The organism is Curvibacter sp. AEP1-3 (assembly GCF_002163715.1).
GTDB lineage: Bacteria > Pseudomonadota > Gammaproteobacteria > Burkholderiales > Burkholderiaceae_C > Allorhodoferax.
In genome coordinates, this window is record NZ_CP015698.1 from 2,918,258 (window position 1) to 2,936,010 (window position 17,753).

The 17,753-nt window shown below is 62.7% G+C and carries 16 protein-coding genes and 1 pseudogene; 12 read left to right on the plus strand and 5 right to left on the minus strand.

Translation table 11 applies throughout. The features are described 5' to 3' along the window. Positions 1–6 precede the first annotated feature (6 nt). The 8 genes from AEP_RS13690 to AEP_RS13725 all read left to right on the plus strand — a co-directional run bounded on the left by AEP_RS13690 (position 7) and on the right by AEP_RS13725 (position 7,794). Positions 7–861 (plus strand): carbohydrate ABC transporter permease, encoded by an 855-nt coding sequence (locus AEP_RS13690; protein ID WP_087495896.1) that lies wholly within the window; start codon positions 7–9, stop codon positions 859–861. Between the two features lie 12 nt (positions 862–873). After that, positions 874–2,016, plus strand: a complete 1,143-nt coding sequence (locus AEP_RS13695; RefSeq protein WP_087495897.1) for an ABC transporter ATP-binding protein — start codon at positions 874–876, stop codon at positions 2,014–2,016. Next, positions 2,006–2,896 carry a BadF/BadG/BcrA/BcrD ATPase family protein gene (locus tag AEP_RS13700; protein WP_087495898.1) on the plus strand — a complete coding sequence of 297 codons (891 nt, stop codon included), beginning with the start codon at positions 2,006–2,008 and terminating at the stop codon, positions 2,894–2,896. The genes AEP_RS13695 and AEP_RS13700 overlap by 11 nt, the downstream gene beginning before the upstream one ends. 19 nt (positions 2,897–2,915) lie before the next feature. Continuing rightward, on the plus strand, positions 2,916–3,938 hold the full coding sequence (locus AEP_RS13705; RefSeq protein WP_198301829.1) for an SIS domain-containing protein: 1,023 nt from the start codon (positions 2,916–2,918) through the stop codon (positions 3,936–3,938). Between the two features lie 9 nt (positions 3,939–3,947). Further along, positions 3,948–4,742 (plus strand): D-hexose-6-phosphate mutarotase, encoded by a 795-nt coding sequence (locus tag AEP_RS13710; protein ID WP_087495899.1) that lies wholly within the window; start codon positions 3,948–3,950, stop codon positions 4,740–4,742. A 66-nt stretch (positions 4,743–4,808) separates the two neighbouring features. Continuing rightward, positions 4,809–5,417: a TIGR00645 family protein gene (locus tag AEP_RS13715; RefSeq protein ID WP_087495900.1), complete on the plus strand. Its 609-nt coding sequence runs from the start codon at positions 4,809–4,811 to the stop codon at positions 5,415–5,417. 86 nt (positions 5,418–5,503) lie between these two features. Next, positions 5,504–6,451, plus strand: coding sequence for an ABC transporter ATP-binding protein (locus AEP_RS13720; protein WP_087495901.1), 948 nt, complete (start codon positions 5,504–5,506; stop codon positions 6,449–6,451). Then, positions 6,448–7,794 (plus strand): hypothetical protein, encoded by a 1,347-nt coding sequence (locus AEP_RS13725; RefSeq protein ID WP_087495902.1) that lies wholly within the window; start codon positions 6,448–6,450, stop codon positions 7,792–7,794. Before AEP_RS13720 ends, AEP_RS13725 begins: the two co-directional genes overlap by 4 nt. A 19-nt stretch (positions 7,795–7,813) precedes the next feature. Here the strand turns inward: AEP_RS13725 and AEP_RS13730 are convergent, their stop codons facing one another. Continuing rightward, positions 7,814–8,758: a cation diffusion facilitator family transporter gene (locus tag AEP_RS13730; protein ID WP_087495903.1), complete on the minus strand. Its 945-nt coding sequence runs from the start codon at positions 8,756–8,758 to the stop codon at positions 7,814–7,816. A gap of 35 nt (positions 8,759–8,793) precedes the next feature. Continuing rightward, on the minus strand, positions 8,794–11,739 hold the full coding sequence (locus tag AEP_RS13735) for a DNA topoisomerase III (protein ID WP_087495904.1): 2,946 nt from the start codon (positions 11,737–11,739) through the stop codon (positions 8,794–8,796). A 102-nt stretch (positions 11,740–11,841) separates the two neighbouring features. Between AEP_RS13735 and AEP_RS13740 the strand changes: the two are divergent. The 3 genes and pseudogenes from AEP_RS13740 to AEP_RS13750 all read left to right on the plus strand — a co-directional run. Next, positions 11,842–12,330: pseudogene (locus AEP_RS13740) on the plus strand (SET domain-containing protein); the annotation flags it as partial. Continuing rightward, a complete protein-coding gene (locus tag AEP_RS13745) occupies positions 12,330–13,109 on the plus strand; it encodes a biotin--[acetyl-CoA-carboxylase] ligase (RefSeq protein WP_087495906.1) in 780 nt (259 codons plus the stop codon). The pseudogene AEP_RS13740 and the gene AEP_RS13745, both read left to right, overlap by 1 nt. Before the next feature lie 5 nt (positions 13,110–13,114). After that, positions 13,115–13,774 carry a hypothetical protein gene (locus AEP_RS13750; protein ID WP_087495907.1) on the plus strand — a complete coding sequence of 220 codons (660 nt, stop codon included), beginning with the start codon at positions 13,115–13,117 and terminating at the stop codon, positions 13,772–13,774. Positions 13,775–13,777: 3 nt separating this feature from the next. On the opposite strand, the gene AEP_RS13755 is transcribed toward AEP_RS13750, so the two are convergent. The 3 genes from AEP_RS13755 to AEP_RS13765 form a co-directional block, all read right to left on the minus strand. Further along, entirely contained in the window at positions 13,778–15,229 is a 1,452-nt protein-coding gene (locus AEP_RS13755; RefSeq protein WP_087495908.1) for a sensor histidine kinase, read from the minus strand. After that, entirely contained in the window at positions 15,226–15,900 is a 675-nt protein-coding gene (locus AEP_RS13760) for a response regulator (RefSeq protein WP_087495909.1), read from the minus strand. The genes AEP_RS13755 and AEP_RS13760 overlap by 4 nt, the downstream gene beginning before the upstream one ends. A 93-nt stretch (positions 15,901–15,993) precedes the next feature. Further along, positions 15,994–16,470, minus strand: a complete 477-nt coding sequence (locus tag AEP_RS13765; RefSeq protein WP_087495910.1) for a MarR family winged helix-turn-helix transcriptional regulator — start codon at positions 16,468–16,470, stop codon at positions 15,994–15,996. A gap of 143 nt (positions 16,471–16,613) precedes the next feature. Here AEP_RS13765 and recA point away from each other — a divergent pair, with 143 nt between their 5' ends. After that, positions 16,614–17,702: a recombinase RecA gene (gene recA, locus AEP_RS13770; protein ID WP_087495911.1), complete on the plus strand. Its 1,089-nt coding sequence runs from the start codon at positions 16,614–16,616 to the stop codon at positions 17,700–17,702. The last annotated feature ends 51 nt before the right edge of the window (positions 17,703–17,753 follow it).

Consider the following 17,753-nt stretch of genomic DNA (forward strand, 5'->3'; position numbering starts at 1 on the left):
CCGCACATGGCAAACGCATCCAATTCCAAATCTCTGCCCTTCGCGCCCAGCCGCGTGTTTGTGCACCTGACGCTCATCGGCTATCTGCTGCTGGCGCTGCTGCCCATCTTGCTGGTGTTCATGAACTCGTTCAAGAGTCGTGACGCCATCTTCAACGACCCGCTGGCCTGGCCCACACCCGAGACGTTTTCGCTCATCGGCTACACCAAGGTGCTAGGCCGCTCGGACGTGCTCATGTACTTCGGTAACAGCTTCATCGTCACGATTGCGTCGCTGTTTTTCATCCTGCTCTTCGGGGCCATGGCGGCCTGGGGCTTGTCGGAGTACCGCTTCAAGGGCAACCGTTGGCTGAAGTTCTTTTTTGCCTTCGGCATCATGGTGCCTATCCGCCTGGGTACGGTTTCCATCCTGCAGCTGATGGTGGAGCTGAACCTGGTGAACACCCTCACCGCACTGGTGCTGGTGTACGTGGCGCAGGGCTTGCCGCTGGCCATCATGATCCTGTCGGAGTTCATGGGGCAGGTGCCCGGTGAGCTCAAGGATGCGGCGCGCTGCGACGGCATCGATGAGTTCCGCATCTTCTTCCAGGTGGTGGTGCCGCTGATCCGCCCGGCCATTGCCACGGTGGCGGTATTCACCATGGTGCCGATCTGGAACGACCTGTGGTTCCCGCTCATTCTTGCGCCGTCTGACAAGACGCAGACCATCACCCTGGGCATCCAGCAGTTTGTGGGGCAGTACGCCACCGACTGGAACGCCGTGCTGGCTTCTCTCTCGCTGGCCATCGTGCCGGTGGTCACCCTCTACGCCCTCTTCTCCCGTCAACTGATCCGCGGCATCACCGCGGGCGCCGTCAAGTAAAGCAGACCCACCATGGCAAGCGTTTCCCTCAAAAATATCAGCAAGCGCTACGGCAACAACGAGCCGGTGCTGCACAACATCAACCTCGAGATCGAGCACGGTGAACTGGTGGTGCTGGTCGGCCCCAGCGGCTGCGGCAAGTCCACCTTGTTGCGCGTGCTTTGCGGGCTGGAAGACATCAGCAGCGGCGAGTTGCGCATCGGTGACGACCTGGTCAACGACCTGCCGCCGGCCGAGCGCGGTATTGCCATGGTGTTCCAGAGCTATGCGCTCTACCCCCACATGACGGTGTATCGCAACATGTCTTTCGGGCTCAAGATCCACGGTGCCAACAAGGCGGACATCGACAAACGGGTACGTGATGCCGCCAAGGTGCTGCACATCGACCACCTGCTGGAGCGACTGCCCCGCGAGCTCTCGGGTGGGCAACGCCAGCGCGTGGCTATTGGCCGTGCCATTGTGCGCGAGCCGCGCTTGTTCTTGTTTGACGAGCCGCTCTCGAATCTGGACGCTGCGCTGCGCGCCAAGACACGCATCGAGCTGGCCCGCCTGCACCGCGACCTGGGTGCGACCATGGTCTATGTGACGCACGACCAGGTGGAAGCCATGACCTTGGGCGACAAAATTGTGGTGCTCAGCGAAGGCCATGTGCAGCAGGCCGGCACCCCGCTCACCCTGTACCAGCAGCCTGCCAACCGTTTTGTGGCGACCTTCATCGGCTCGCCCACCATCAACCTGTTGCCGGCCCGTGTAGTGGAGGTGCTCGACGGGGGCGCCCGTCTGTTGTTGGGCAATGGCAGCAAGGTGCTGGCCACGGTGGACAGCAGCCAGCTGCAAGTCGGCGAAAGTGTGGAAGTGGGCCTGCGCCCCGAGCACTGCGAAGTGCTGCCCGCCGGCGTGGCACCAGCGGCCGACGACACCGCCTTGGACGCAGAAATCACGCTGGTGGAGCACCTGGGCGAGTCCAACCTGCTGTACCTCAAGATGGACGACGGGCAAGAGCTGATCGTGCGTGGTGACGGCAATGCCGAAGTGCGTCTGGGTGACTCGGTCATCGTGCGTGCGGCACCTTCAGCTCTGTATCTCTTCCGCGCTGACGGCATGGCTTGCACCCGCCTGAATCCCGGCAACATGCGCTCGGCCCATGCACGCTGAGCTGCTGCCGGCACACATTCACTACGCCATTGGCATTGATGGTGGCGGCACCAGTACCCGCGCGCGGGTGGTGCACCGCAGTGGTGTGGTGGTGGGCGAAGGCAAGGCCGGCGCCTCGGGCCTGACCCAGGGCATTGGCCAGGCGTGGCGCCACATCGAAGAAGCCATTTTGAAAGCTACCGGGGGCAGGTTGCAAGCCGGCTGGCCCGAGCCGGTGCCGGCCAACTGTGCCTTGGGCTTGGGCTTGGCCGGTGCCAACAATGCGGCATGGCACGCCGAGTGTCTTGCCGCCGATCCGGGCTATGCCTGCTTGAGGCTGGAGTCTGATGCGGTCACGGCGCTGCTGGGTGCACACGGCGGACACCCGGGTGCGCTGGTCATCGTAGGCACCGGCGCGGTGGGCCTGGCCTTGCTGCCGGACGGGCAGCGCCGCACCAGCGGTGGTTGGGGCTTCCCCAGTGGGGATGAGGGCAGTGGCGCGGACTTGGGTCTGCAGGCCGTCAACCTCACCCAGCGTGCGCTGGATGGTCGTGCGTTGTCGGGGCCGCTAACCCTAGCGGTGCTGCAAGCCACGGGTGGTACACCCGAGGCCTTGCTGGCCTGGTGTGGTGCCGCTGGACAAGGGGAGTACGCCAGCCTCACGCCCCTGATTTTTTCGCACGAGGCTTCCGACCCTGATGCCGCGAGGCTGCTGGAGCGGGCCCTGCACCAGCTCGAAGCCTTGGCCCGTGCCGTAGACCCTACCCACACGCTGCCCTTGGTAGTAGCCGGCAGCGTAGGCCAACGACTGGCGCCCCGGCTCTGTGCTTTGGTGGGCGCGTGTGTGGTGCCACCGCAGGGTGACGCCATGGACGGTGCCCTGACCCTGTGTTTGCAATGACATGAAAAGAGATTTCCTAATGACAACATTGATGTTGCAAGAGGCCCTGTCCTCGGCGCGCCAGGTGGCGCAACAACTGGCGGGCGATGAAGGTCGCTACGCCGCCCTTGGCCTGGCGTTGCGGGCTTTGCCACCCCAGGGTGCCGTCACCATTGCCCGTGGCAGCTCGGACCACGCGGCTGCCTACTTCGCCTATCTGGTGATGTCGCGCACCGGTCAGCTGGTGACCTCGCTGCCCATGTCGTTGCTAACCCTCTACAAAGCGCCCATGGCGCGGCAGAGGGTGCTGGCAGTGTCCATTTCGCAGTCGGGCCGCAGTCCGGACTTGTTTGAACCCATGCAGGTGTTTGAGAAAGCCGGGGCGACCACGGTGGCGCTGGTGAATGACATCAGCTCGCCCCTGGCGCAAGCGGTGGACTGGGCCATGCCCTTGCACGCCGGCCCCGAGAAAAGTGTGGCGGCCACCAAGAGCTTTATCTGCGGTTTGGTAGCCGGTGCGCGGCTGGCCGCGCACTGGGGTGCCCATGCAGACTTGCTGGAAGCCTTGAAGACGCTGCCTGCAGCGCTGGAAGATGCCTGCCAGCAGGACTGGAGCGCTGCGGTGGAGCCCTTGCGCACCGCCAGTCAGCTCATGGTGATAGGCCGGGGGCCGGGCCTGGCGATTGCGCAGGAGGCGGCCCTCAAGTTCAAGGAAACCTGTGGCATTCAGGCCGAGGCCTTCAGCGGGGCCGAGGTCAAACACGGCCCCATGGCGCTGGTGAACGACAACTACCCCATGCTGATCTTTGCCCTGCGCGGCCCGGCACAGCAAAGCCTGATTGCTTTGGCCGCCGAGATGCGAGGCCGTGGCGCGCGGGTGCTCTTGGCTGCACCGGCCGATGTATCTGAGCGGGACCTCACACTGAGCACCGCGCCGCAGGAGGATCTGGACCCGATTACTGCTATCCAGAGTTTCTATCTGCTGGTGGAGGCGGTTGCCCGTGCGCGCGGGCTGGACCCCGACCAGCCACCCCATCTCTCGAAAGTCACAAGCACCCGATAAACTGGGTGCATGCATGTTCAAACTTTGATGATGGAAGGGGCACCCGCAGTTCAGCTGCAGGGCCCTGCAGGCGATACGGTCACCGTGCTCTTGCGCGGTGCGCAGGTGATTTCGTGGGTGGATGCCACGGGTGTGGAGCGCTTGTACCGCAGCCCGCTCTCGCCGCTGGACGGGCCGCAGCCTGTGCGGGGCGGCGTGCCGGTGATTTTTCCGCAGTTCTCCGGACGTGGCCCCATGGTGCGCCACGGATTTGCACGCACCAGCCTCTGGGAGTGGCTGCCGGCGGATGCGGCTGGGGCCGAGCCTCAGCTGGTCTTCCGCATGCAGCACGCCGCGCACGAGACGCCGCTGTGGCCGCATGACTGTTCATGTACCTTGACTGTGGCCTTGGTGCCGGCCGGTCTGCGCATGACGCTGGCCGTGCACAACACCGGCAATAGCCCCTTGAGCTTTCATGCCGCGCTGCACACCTACCTGGAGGTGGGCGACGTTGCCCGGAGCACGCTGACCGGTGTCTTGCCGCAGGGCGAGGTCTTGTCGCTGGCCGAGCCGATTGACCACTTGTTTGAATCCGTGCCCGGCCCCTTTGCCCTGCGCAGCCCTGCCAGTGCGCTGGACCTGGTCCACGAAGGCTTTACCGACGCTGTGGTCTGGAACCCCGGGCCGCAGGCCGTGATTGCTGACCTGCCTGCCGGGGGCTATGCCCGTTTCCTGTGTGTGGAGGCTGCCTCCGTGGGCGTGCCGGTGCAGTTGGCGCCGGGCGCGCACTGGCAAGGTAGCCAGTGCCTGGTCACCACCGCGTAGGGGTAAGCCCCGCTTTTTTACAATGCCGGCGCACACGGTGCCCGGCACCATCCAACGGAAAACTCCATGACATCCCCTGAATCCACTCCCAAGAGCCCCAAATTGCGCCCTATTCCCAACTTCATTTTTGCCAGCCGCTGGTTGCAGCTGCCCCTGTACCTGGGCCTGATCGCGGCGCAGGGCGTGTACGTGTTTCACTTCTGGGTGGAGCTGGTGCACCTGCTGGAAGCTGCTTTCGGCAGCCAGACCGCCCTGCAGGCGCTTGTGAGCAGCATCGGCTACAAGTCGGATGTGCCGGTCCCTGCGCTGAACGAGACCATCATCATGCTGGTGGTCCTGGCGCTGATTGACGTGGTGATGATCTCCAACCTGCTGATCATGGTGATCGTGGGTGGCTACGAGACCTTTGTGAGCCGCATGGACCTGGACGGTCACCCCGACCAACCAGAGTGGCTCAGCCATGTGAACGCCTCGGTGCTCAAGGTGAAGCTGGCCACCGCCATCATCGGCATCAGCTCCATCCACCTGCTCAAGACCTTTATCAACGCTGCCAATTACGACGAGAAGGTGCTGATTGCCCAGACGGCCATCCACATTACCTTCCTGTTGTCTGCCATTGCCATTGCCTACACCGACAAGCTGCTCAATAGCAGCCACCAGAACACCGGGCATTGATGAAATAGGCTGCTAGCGCCCGTGGATAATGCGCGAGCAGCTACTAAAAATATAGCAATTATCCACTGCTGAAGGGACGGCTTTCCATGATTCACGTGAGTGGTTTGGTCTTTGACTACCTGGGGCACCGCGCCCTGCACGGAGTCTCGGTGGATATCCCGCAGGGCACGGTCACCGCCCTGGTGGGCCCTAACGGCGCCGGCAAGTCCACGCTGATGCGCTGCATTGCCGGGCTGGACATACCGCTGGCCGGCACCATCACGGTGGGTGGTGTGGATGTGCAGGAACATCCGCGCGAGGTGCACACCAAGCTGGGCTACCTCTCGGATTTTTTCGGCCTCTACCAGGACCTCACGGTGGAGCAGTGCCTGCACTATGCGGCCGCGTCGCAGGGTATTGCTGAAAGCCGCGTGCCCAAGCGCGTCAAAGAAGTGGCCCGCTTTCTGAATCTGGAAAACAAGCTGCAAAGCCTGGCCAGCAACCTCTCGCGCGGGCAGCGCCAGCGAGTAGCGATCGGCCAGGCCATCGTGCACATGCCGCAGGTGCTGCTGCTCGACGAGCCCGCAAGTGGTCTGGACCCGGAAGCGCGCGCCGACCTGTCGGCCTTGTTCCGCAACCTGCAGTCCCATGGCATGACGCTGGTGGTGTCCAGCCACATCCTGAGCGAGTTGGATGAGTACTGCACCCACATCCTCTCCATCCGCGACGGGCGGGTCAGCCGCTTTGCCAGCCTGGCGACGACTGCTACCGGCAGCGAAGGCGTGATCAAGGCACTGGTGCAAGTGCAGCTGGCGGCGCCCGCGCCGCAACTGGCCCAAGCGCTGGCCGCCTATGAGGTGGCGCACCTGGATGCCAGTGGCGCCACGCCCACGACGGTCTACTTGCCTGCCGGCGACCTGGCTGCACGCGCGGCATTGCTAGCCAAGCTGACTGCAGCGGGTGTGCCCGTATGTGCCTTTCAGGACGTACGCACCAGCCTGCAGGCCAGCTACGGTCAAGCCGATTCCCACCACTCCTCGGGAGCTGCACGATGAACCCGGAATTCAAGCGCAACCTCTGGTTGGAAATTTCGCCCGCCCGCCTCGCCCTGATGCCCGGCGTGCTGACGCTGATCGCTCTGCTGGCCGTCGCCATGAGCGAACAAAATCCGCGCGACAACCTGTTCATTGCCTGCACGGTGCTGTTTACCGGCCTCACCGTGGGTTGGGGCAGCCTGTTGGTGATGTCCAGCATCAACAACGAAGTGACCGAACGCACCTGGGACCAGCAGCGCCTGAGCGCACTCACCCCCTGGCAGATGGCCTGGGGCAAGCTGTTCGGCAGCACGGCCTACGCCTGGTACGGCGCTCTGCTGTGTGCTGTGGTGGCGGTGCTCGCAGCCTCGACCCTGCCGGGTTTCTTGAGCCGCTGCGTCTGGATGCTGGCAGGTGCTATCGGCGCTGTTGCGCTGCATGCCTGGCTGATGGTCAGCCGCTTGCATACCCTGGACCTGCGCACTGAAAAATCCAGCAGCACGGCAGGCCGTCTGTTCGGCTTGTTCATGGCCTTGCAGACGCTGCCCATGGTGTTCATGGTGCTGCGCAGCCCGACTGACGAGCCTCAAGCCTCCGGTGGCTGGTGGAGTCTGGGGCTGCCGCTGCCCGTGCAGTCTCTGGTGCTGGCCGCCTTGATGCTGGCGCTGGGATTGCTGGCCTTGTGGCGCAGCATGGGCAAGCAGCTGATGGTGCGGTCTACCCCGTGGGCTTGGGCGCTGGGCGTGTTGGCGTTGGGTTGGATGCTGGCCGGCTTCATGCCCGAAGACGCCCGCGATGCCAACCTGATGGTGCCACTGGCCGGCGTGGCGCTGTTGGCCACGTATGCGGCCCTGTTTACCGAGAGCAACAACCGCCTGGTCTGGCAGGCCGTGCTGTTTCACTACGCCCACAGCCCCCGCCGCCGCATGCTGCAAGCCCTGCCCTTGTGGCCGGTGAGTTGGGCCATGGCGGCGCTGTTTGTGTTGCTCTATGGCGTGTTGGGCATCAACCCGGACCAGCACCTTGCATCCTTGGGTAGCGTGATGTGGCTGGCCTTGTTGCACTGCTTGCGGGATTGCGGCATCTACCACTTCTTTGCGCTGCGCAACACCACGCGCAAGCCGGCCGGCATGACCCTGCTGACGCTCTTTGTGTTGGGGGTGGTGCTGCCCGGCTTGGTGGCAGGGAGCGCGCCGGAGTTAGCGACCTGGTTTGAACCCTTGTTCGGCCTGCAGCAACTGGTCAAGGGTGGTGCATCGCTGGGTCTGGCGCCTTGGCTGGCCATGGCGGTTCAGCTGGCGGTGGTGGCTGCGCTGGTGGCCTGGCGTTGGGCTGCGGGCGCCAAGCCCGCCCAAACAAGTTAAAGCGCTTTTTGCTGCGTGCTCAGACCACCGGCTGGTGGTCGGCGTCTGGCCGGTGGGCCGGGTCTACATGGGTCATCAAGTTGAGGACCCGGTGGCGCTTGAGCACCGCGTTGCGTGCTGCCACGGCAATGTTGTGCCCCTCTTCGACGGTGAGTTTGGCGTCCACTTCAATGTGGGCGTCGGCTACCACCATGTCGCCCATCTTGCGGGTGCGCACATCGTGCACACCGGCTACACCGGGGGTGGCCATCAGGGTGCTGCGTATGGCTTGTACTTCTTCTTCATCCACCGCGCGGTCCATCAGGTCGTGCAGCGCGTCCCAGCCGAAGCTCCAGCCCATCTTGCCCACCATGAAGCCCACAATCAGCGCCGCAATCGGGTCCAGCAGCGGGTAGCCGGCCATGCTGCCCAGAATGCCCAGGCTCACCACGAGTGATGATGCCGCGTCCGAGCGCGCATGCCACGCGTTGGCGACCAGCAGGCTGGACTTCACGGCTTTGGCCGTGCGCAGCATGTAGCGGAACAAGAGCTCCTTGGTGGCAATAGCGGCCAGCGCCACCCACAGGGAGGTGAAGTGCGCCGGGGCGATGGTGTCGGGGGCTTCCAGCTTCTGAAGCGCGGACCAGATCATGCCGCCACCTACTGCCAGCAGAATGGCGCCCAGGGCCAGGGAAGCCGCCGTCTCGAAGCGTTGGTGGCCGTAGGGGTGGTCAACGTCCGCGTCTTTCTTGGCATGGTGCCCTGCAAACAGCACCACAAAGTCCGACACCAGGTCGGACAGCGAATGGATGCCGTCCGCGATCAGCGCCTGCGATTTGGTGAGCGTTCCCACGATGACTTGGGCACTGGCCAAAAGAACGTTCACGACCACACTCACCCAAGTGCTGCGGGAGGCCGCGGCTGCGCGCTCTGCGGCGCTGTGGGGGGCGTGTTCGGAGTCGTCGTCTTGTTCAGTGAATTGCATGGTCTGCAGTGTGCCTCGGGAAGCTGAAGGCGCCCTTAACTGAGGTGCTTGCCGGCAATGCCGGCCAGCTCAAACATGGTGACCTGCGGCTTGCCGAATACCGCGAGCAGCTTGGCATCGGCGTTGATGCTGCGCTTGTCCTTGGCGTCCTGCAGGCCGTTGGCCTTGATGTAGTCCCACAGCTTTTTCATGACCTGCGGGCGCGCGATCGGCTCGGCACCGATCACTGCAGCCAACTCGGCGCTGGGTTGCTTGCCGCTGGCGGCGGTAGTCTTGCGGGGGGCTTTGGGCTTGGCCTCTTTGACGGCAGCAGCTTTTTTTGCAGGGGCTTTTTTGGCTGCGGTGCCCGCAGTACCTGCGCGAGCAGCTCCTGCTTTTGTAGCGGCTGTGGTTTTTGCAGCTGCTTTGTAGGCCGTTTTGCGGGGTGGGAACTTGGAGGGGGCGAACTCGAAGTTCACCTTGCCTTCGGTCGCATCCCAGGCCAGCATCGCCTTGAAGTTGCGGCGGGTGCGCATGGAGACAAACTTCTCCAACATATCGGTCTTGCCGGTGGCCAGCAGCTTTTGCATCTGCTCGCGCTCGATAGGCTGCTGCAAGATGATCTGGCCGCTCTTGAAGTCGCAGCTCGGGGTAGGCTGGCCATCAGTGGGCACCGATTTTTCGCACACATAGTTCTTGCCGTGCTCAAAGACATTGCCGCCGCACTTGGGGCAGGCGCCCAGCGCGGTTTGTGCGCTGAAATCGATGATCTCGCCGTCTTCCTCGCCGGCCTTGTCGTCGCCGAAGTCGAACTCCAGTTTGTAGTTCTTGGCTTCTTCATCAAACTTGATGACCATCTCGGCCACAAAAGGCCAGCCGGCTTTGGAGCGGAAACCGTCCAGCGGGCCAATGTGCTTATCGCGCAGGAACTGCTCCACTTCGGCCAGCTCAAAAGTGCGGCCTGCGGGAGACTTGCCGAACGAGAAGCCGCATCCTTCGCTGTGACCGTCTGCACCGGTGCAGGTGTAGCGGCGATAGTTTTCCTTCACGATGCCACTACAGTTGGGGCACGGAGCTGCGAGCGTGGCGTAGTCACCGGGGATGGTGTCGCGGTCGTATTCCTTGGCTTTCCGGACCATGTGCTCGGTCATGGCGGCAATCTCGGCCATGAACTTTTCGCGGCTGAGTTTGCCCTGCTCCATTTGGGCGAGCTTGTATTCCCATTCGCCGGTGAGTTCGGCCTTGGTCAGTTCCTGCACATCCAAGCCGCGCAAGAGCGTCATGAGCTGAAAGGACTTGGCGGTGGGAATCAGCTCGCGGCCTTCGCGCAGCATGTACTTTTCGGCGATCAGACCTTCGATGATGCTGGAGCGGGTGGCTGGTGTGCCCAAGCCTTTCTCTTGCATGGCTTCGCGCAGCTCGTCGTCTTCCACGGTTTTGCCGGCACCTTCCATGGCGCCAAGCAGCGTCGCTTCGGAGTAGCGTGCAGGCGGTTTGGTCTTGAGGCCCTTGGGGTCTACCGGGTCGCCCTTGACCTTTTCACCGGGCGCTACGGGCACTAGGTTCTGGCCCTTGTCGCCTTCTTTGGCGTCTTCCACTTCAGCGGCGGCTTCTTTGCCGTAGATGGCCAGCCAGCCCGGCTTGACCAGTACCTTGCCTTCTGTTTTGAAGGCGTGCTGGGCAGCGGTGGTGATGCGGGTGGTAACTTGGTACTCCGCGCTGGGGAAGAACACCGCCATGAAGCGGCGCACGACCAGGTCGTAAAGTTTTTGCTCCGCCTCGCTCAGGCCGCTGGGCGCTTGCAGAGTGGGGATGATGGCAAAGTGATCCGAGACCTTGGCGTTGTCGAACACGCGTTTGGTGGGCTTGATGTAGTTTCCATTCAGTGCGACCAGGGCGTGGGGCGCCAGGTGGCGCATGTCGCTGTCGGCCAGCATCTCGAAGGTCTTTTTCACCACGGGCACATAGTCTTCCGGCAGGGCGCGGGAATCGGTACGCGGGTAGGTCAGGGCCTTGTGGCGCTCGTAGAGGCTCTGGGCAATCTGCAAAGTGGTCTTGGCGGAGAAGCCGAACTTGCCGTTGGCTTCACGTTGCAGGCTGGTCAGGTCAAACAGCAGGGGGGAAGCTTGCGTGGTGGGCTTGCTTTCCTCCGTCACGGTGGCTGGCTGGCCGCGCACGGCGTCTGCAATGGCCTTGGCTTCGGCCAGGGACCAGACGCGGTCGGCCTTCTTTTCAGCGTCGTCCGCATCCTTCTTGTGCGCAGGGTTGAACCACTTGGCGGGGTACTCACCGGCTTGGGCGGCAAAGGTGGCGTGTACTTCCCAATAGTCGCGGCTCACAAACTTGCGGATCAGCTCTTCGCGCTCGACCACCACGGACAAGGTGGGCGTTTGCACCCGGCCCACGGTGGTCAGGAAGAAGCCGCCATCGCGGCTATTGAAAGCCGTCATGGCGCGGGTGCCGTTGATGCCCACCAGCCAGTCGGCCTCCGACCGGCAGCGCGCGGCATCGGCCAGGGGCTGCATCTGGGCATTGGTGCGCAGGTGGTCAAAGCCATCGCGGATGGCTTGGGGCGTCATGGACTGCAGCCACAAGCGGCTCACCGGCTTGCCCAGCGGCTTGGCGCCACCGGCGTACTGCTCGATCAGGCGGAAGATCAGTTCTCCTTCGCGACCCGCGTCACAGGCGTTTACCAGCTTGTCCACGTCTTTGCGTTTGGCCAGCTTGACCACGGCGTTCAGGCGCGTCTTGGTCTTGTCCACGGGCTTGAGGTCGAAGTGCGGCGGGATCACCGGCAGGTGCGCAAAGCTCCACTTGCCACGCTTGACGTCATATTGTTCAGGGGCCTGGATCTCGACCAGGTGGCCTACGGCGCTGGAGACGACATAGGTGTCGCTCTCGAAGTACTCATCATGTTTCTCAAACTTGCCGGCCACCGGTGTGAGTGCACGCACGATGTCTTGGGCGACCGACGGCTTTTCCGCAATAACTAATGTTTTCATCTGACTACAATCCGGTTCTCGCGTGCGCGCAGGCGCGCACTTGCACACGCAGGCACGCACACATGCGCGCCCATACGATTCACCATACCAAATTTTCCATCCGTGGCAAAAACCCCAGTGAAATCCTCCGCCGGCGTATCGACTTCGAACCAGCGCCGCATCCAGACCCGGCGCTCCGGGGTACATGGCAAAGGGGTGTTCGCACTGCAGGACATTGCTGAGGGTGAAACCATCATCGAGTATGTGGGCGAAGTGATCAGCTGGCAGGAGGCCCAGGACCGCCACCCCCACGATCCCAAAGACCCGAACCACACTTTTTACTTCTCGCTGGAAAACGGCAATGTGATTGATGCCCTGTACGGCGGCAATTCCTCCCGCTGGATCAACCATTCCTGTGACGGCAATTGCATCGCCGATGAGGAAGAGGGGCGCGTGTTCATCAAGGCCTTGCGCAATATCAGCGCGGGTGAAGAGCTGAACTATGACTACGGCCTGATTCTGGAAGAGCGCTACACCGCCAAACTCAAGGCCGAGTACCCCTGCTGGTGCGGCAGTGCCAATTGCCGCGGCACCCTTCTTGCCCCCAAAAGATGAGCATGCGCTGGCCCGCTGAAGCGATCTGGGAGGAGGTGTTTGCCGTGCTCCCGGGCTTCAGTGTGGAGATCCTGCCGGAGGTGGATTCCACCAACACCGAACTGATGCGCCGTGCCCGTGCCGGACTCACCGACCCCGTCCTGCTGGTGGGCGAGCGTCAGACCGCAGGCCGCGGCCGCTTGGGCCGCGACTGGAAGAGTGACACCCGGGGCGATGGCGGCACGCTGACTTTTTCACTGGGGCTGCCCTTGCAGCCGCAAGACTGGTCGGGCTTGTCCTTGGCGGTCGGTTTGTCGGTAGTGCAAAGCCTGCACCCGGACCTGCAACTGAAGTGGCCCAACGATGTGTGGTGGCAAGGCCGCAAGTTGGCCGGCATCCTGATAGAGACCGCCAGTGCCGGGGACCAGCGCTACGCGGTGATCGGTATCGGCATCAACATCACTCCCCGCCAGGGCGACGGTTTGCGTACGCCACCTGCCGCCTTGCAGGAGTTGATGCCCGGGCTCGATGCACCCGCGGTATTGCAGAAGGTGGCGGCGCCCTTGGTGCACGCCGTGCAGGTGTTTGCCTCTCAGGGCTTTGCGCCATTGCGTCAGGCTTTCCATGGACGCGACTTGTTGTACGGTCAGCCGGTCGTCTGCACGGATGGTACGCAGGGCATCGCCAAAGGCGTAGATGCGGGTGGCGTGCTGCTGGTGCATACTGACAACGGCCTTGTCAAAATCAATAGCGCGGAGGTGAGTGTGCGCCCCGCATCCCCTTCCTCTCTGTCCTGATCCGTATGTTGCGACTGATTGTTCTGGTGCTGTTACTGGCCAATGGCGTGTACTTTGCATGGAGCCACGACTACCTGAAGATGTATGGCTTCGGCCCGGTAGCTCCGAACGAGCCGCACCGCATGGAACAGCAGATCAAGCCGGAGATGATTCAGCTGCTGAGCGCCGGCGACCTGAAGAAGGCTGAAGCCCAGGTTCAAGCCGATCTGGCCCCCAAGGAATGCCTGCAAGCCGGCCCGTTTGACGATGAACAGGCCGCCAGCTTGCGCAAAGCGCTGGACGCGGCCCTGCCCAGTGGTAGCTGGCAGATCGAGTCTGTGAAAGAGTCGGCGCGCTGGATTGTGTACATGGGCAAATATGCCTCCGCCGACCTGCAGGTCAAGAAGCGCGCAGAACTGGACGGAATGGGCATCAAAGCGGATGCGGTCGGTACTCCTGAGCTGCAACCGGGGCTGGTGCTGGCGGCATTTGATTCAGAAGCTGCTGCGAAGGCTGAATTGGCGAAGCTCGCACCCAAAGGCATTCGCACTGCCAAGGTGGTGCAGGAGCGCGAAGCAGGCACGGCCAATCAGCTCAAGCTGCCTGCCGTGTCTGAGGCCTTGAAAGTCAAGTTGCAAGACATCAAACCCTCGATGGCAGGCCACAGCTTCAAGGCCTGCAGCTAGGTCTCAAGCGCTTTCCACTTCAATCAGGCGCGAGAAGCGCAGTGTGAAGGTGGTGCCCGGCGGAGCGTGGCCGGGGCGGCTGTCGTCGACCGCGATCTCTGCATGGTGCTGGCGGGCGATTTCCTGCACGATGGGAAGGCCCAGACCGGAGCCATCAGCTTCATTGCCCAACGCGCGGTAAAACGGCTGAAACACCAGCTCCCGCTCGGCCAGCGGGATGCCCGGACCGTTGTCTTCCACCTGCAGCACCAGCGCTCCGCTGAAGGGGTCGAGCAATACACGCGCAGTGATGACGCCTGCGCGCTCTTCGGTGGAAGGCGTGTAGTTGATGGCGTTGTCGACCAGGTTGCGCACCATTTCCTTAAGCAAAGTAATGTTGCCCTGGATGGAGACGCCCGGCGTGCCGGCCTCCACCCCTTCGTAGCCCAGGTCGATGGACTTTTCCAGTGCGCGGGGTACGCAGTCTCGCACTACGTCCATGGTGAGCTTGGCCAGGTCGCAGGGCTGGTGGGCCAGCACGGTGCCACTGCTCTCGGCACGGGCGAGTGCCAGCAGCTGGTTCACCGTGTGGGTGGCGCGGATGCTGGAACGGCCGATCTGCCGCAGGGACTGCTTGAGATCGTCTGCGCTCGCACCCTGGCGCTGCGCCAGGTCGGCTTGCATGCGAAGGCCGGCCAGTGGAGTCTTGAGTTGGTGTGCCGCATCGGCCAAAAAGCGCTTCTGCGTGGCAATCGAGTCTTTGAGGCGCATAAGCAGGTCGTTCACCGACGACACCAGCGGCACTACTTCCAAGGGAACGGCCTCTACGTCCAGCGGGCTCAGGTCGTCTGGGCTGCGGGCGCGAATGCGTTCTTCCAGTCTGTTTAGCGGCTTGATTGCTTGCACCAGCGCCAGCCAGACGAGCAGCACGGCCAGCGGAAGGATCACGAACTGCGGCAGCATCACGCCTTTGACAATTTCGGTGGCCAGCACCGAGCGCTTGTCCATGGTTTCGGCCACTTGCACCAAGGCGGGCCGGCCGTCGGGCACATCCACACGCACCCACATATACGCCACGCGCAGGTCGGTGCCCTTGAAATCCACCTCGCGCATGCGGATCTCGCCGGGCGGCAGGCGTTCGTCCTCCGGAGGCAGAGGCAGGTCTTTCTCGCCGCTGAGGTATTCGCCCTTGGTGCCCAGCACCTGGTAATACACGGTGTCCGAGTCGTCGGTGCGCAGCAGCTCGCGCGCCGGCAGCGGCAGCACGAACTGGGCCTTGTTCTTGTTGACGGTGATGAGCTGCGCCAGGGCGCCCGCGTTGTATTCGAGCGCGCGGTCAAATGGCTTGCCGGCAATGCCCTGTGCGACCAGCCAGGTGAGCACCAGGCTGACCGGCCACAGCAGCAGCAGCGGGGTCAGCATCCAGTCGAGGATTTCCCCGAACAGGCTGCGTTGCTCCCGCTGAAAAATCTTCACGAGGGAATCTTCTCCAGGCAGTAGCCCAGTCCACGCACGGTGGCGATGCGGATCGGGCCTTTCTCGATCTTCTTGCGCAGACGGTGGATGTAGACCTCAATGGCGTTGTTACTGACCTCTTCACCCCATTCGCAGAGACGCTCTACCAGCTGGTCTTTGCTGACCAAGCGGCCAGCGCGCTGCAGCAGCACTTCCAGGAGGCCGAGTTCGCGGGCAGAGAGTTCGACCATCTTGCCGTCGATGGTGGCCACACGACCGGCCTGGTCGTAGGTCAGCGGGCCGTGTTTGATACTGCTGCTGGTGGCTCCCATGCCGCGGCGGATCAGGGCGCGCACGCGCGCTTCGAGCTCTTGCAGGCTGAAGGGTTTGGCCATGTAGTCGTCGGCACCGTAGTCCAGGCCTTTGACACGCTCATCCACGCTGTCCGCCGCCGTCAGGATCAGCACTGGCAGCGAGGAACCCCGTGCACGCAGCTTTTTGAGGACTTCCAGTCCGTGCATTTTGGGCAGGCCCAAGTCCAGGATCAGCAGGTCGAACTCTGTGTTGGTCATGAGTGCGGCATCGGCTTCGGTGCCACTGGCCACATGGTCTACCGCAGCACCTGCGCTGCGCAGTGCGCGCAGCAGGCCATCGGCCAGAACTTGATCGTCTTCAGCAATGAGAATGCGCATGTGTGTCTCCGTGCGGGGTGCGGCGCTGCGGCCGCTTGAGTGCCATTCTAGGCGCCTCGTGCGGGCGCCCTTTTGCGGTGACGCAGCATCCGGTCAATGGCTGGCGTAGGCTTCCAGTCCCAGCGTGATGACCGTGGCCACCTCGGGTCCGACCGATTGTTCCAGCTCCGCCTGTGCCTGCTGCACGGCGTCCTGGTAAGCCTGCACCCATGCCAATCCGGCGGCAGTGAAGCAGATGCGTTTGGCGCGGGCGTCGGTTGCATCGCTCTCCCGCTGCACCATGCCCCAGGCTTCGCACTGGGTGACCAGCGTGGCCATGGCTTGTTTGGTCATGCCGGCGCGTGCAGCCAGATCGGTCAGGCGCGTGCCTTGCAGTTCGAGGTGCCGCGTGATGTGGATGTGTGCTGCACCGACCTGCCCGCGCGCGGCCAGGTTGGCCAGACCCAGTGGAACTGTCGGGTGACTGCCCATGAGCTGGAGCACCCGCACATCGAACCGCTCCAGCGCCAGGCGCAGCCAGTGGCCGACATGATTGCTTCGCCAGGTATCTGCATGGGGAGAAGATTGCATGGTCTAAATGGTAACGCAAACTGACTAAAAAATAGCTTGTAGCTATTTGACCGTCCTCATAAACTACTGTTCAAGCATCCAGCCTGTTGTTAAAACCAGATGCAAAAAGTTAGCCCACCAATTGATTTTTTCAGGAGATTTCCATGGACGCACCCGTCAAGAACCCCGCTGCCAACGCTGAGAAGGCCAAGGCCCTGCAAGTCGCTCTGGCCCAGATCGAAAAGCAATTCGGCAAGGGCACCATCATGCGTCTGGGCGAGGGGGAAGTGATTGAAGACATCCAGGTCGTGTCCACCGGTTCTCTGGGCCTGGACATTGCGCTGGGTGTAGGCGGCCTGCCCCGCGGCCGTGTGGTGGAAATCTATGGCCCGGAGTCGTCTGGTAAAACCACCCTGACCCTGCAGGTGGTCGCCGAGATGCAAAAACAAGGAGGCCAATGCGCTTTCGTGGATGCCGAGCACGCGCTGGACATCCAGTACGCCCAGAAGCTGGGCGTGAACCTGCAAGACCTGCTGATCAGCCAGCCCGATACGGGCGAACAGGCCCTGGAAATCGTCGACAGCCTGGTGCGCTCCGGCGCGGTAGATCTGATCATTGTGGACTCGGTAGCTGCGCTGACCCCCAAGGCTGAGTTGGAGGGTGAAATGGGCGACAGCCTGCCCGGCTTGCAAGCCCGTTTGATGAGCCAGGCCTTGCGCAAGCTCACCGCCCACATCAAGAAGACCAATTGCATGGTCATCTTCATCAATCAGATCCGCATGAAGATCGGTGTGATGTTCGGCTCGCCTGAAACCACCACCGGCGGTAACGCGCTGAAGTTCTACGCCTCTGTCCGTCTGGACATCCGCCGTACCGGCACCATCAAAAAGGGCGAGGACTCGATCGGCAACGAGACCAAAGTCAAGGTGGTCAAAAACAAGGTCAGCCCGCCGTTCAAAACTGCGGAGTTCGACATCCTGTTCGGTGAAGGTATCAGTCGCCACGGCGAGATCATCGACATGGGCGTGAACGCCGGTATCCTGGAAAAATCCGGCGCCTGGTACGCCTACCAAGGCGAGAAGATCGGCCAGGGCCGTGACAACGCCCGCGAATTCCTGCGTGAGAACCCTGAGTTGTCTGTGGAGATCGAGAACAAAGTGCGCGCCAACCTTGGCATCCCTTTGTTGCCGGTGGCAGAGCCTGAAGCGAAGGCCAAGGGCAAGAAAGCCGATAAGGCTGACAAAGCAGAGTAATGGTCAAAGTAGCTGCTAGCGCTCATGAAATGTGCGCCAGCAGCTACTGAA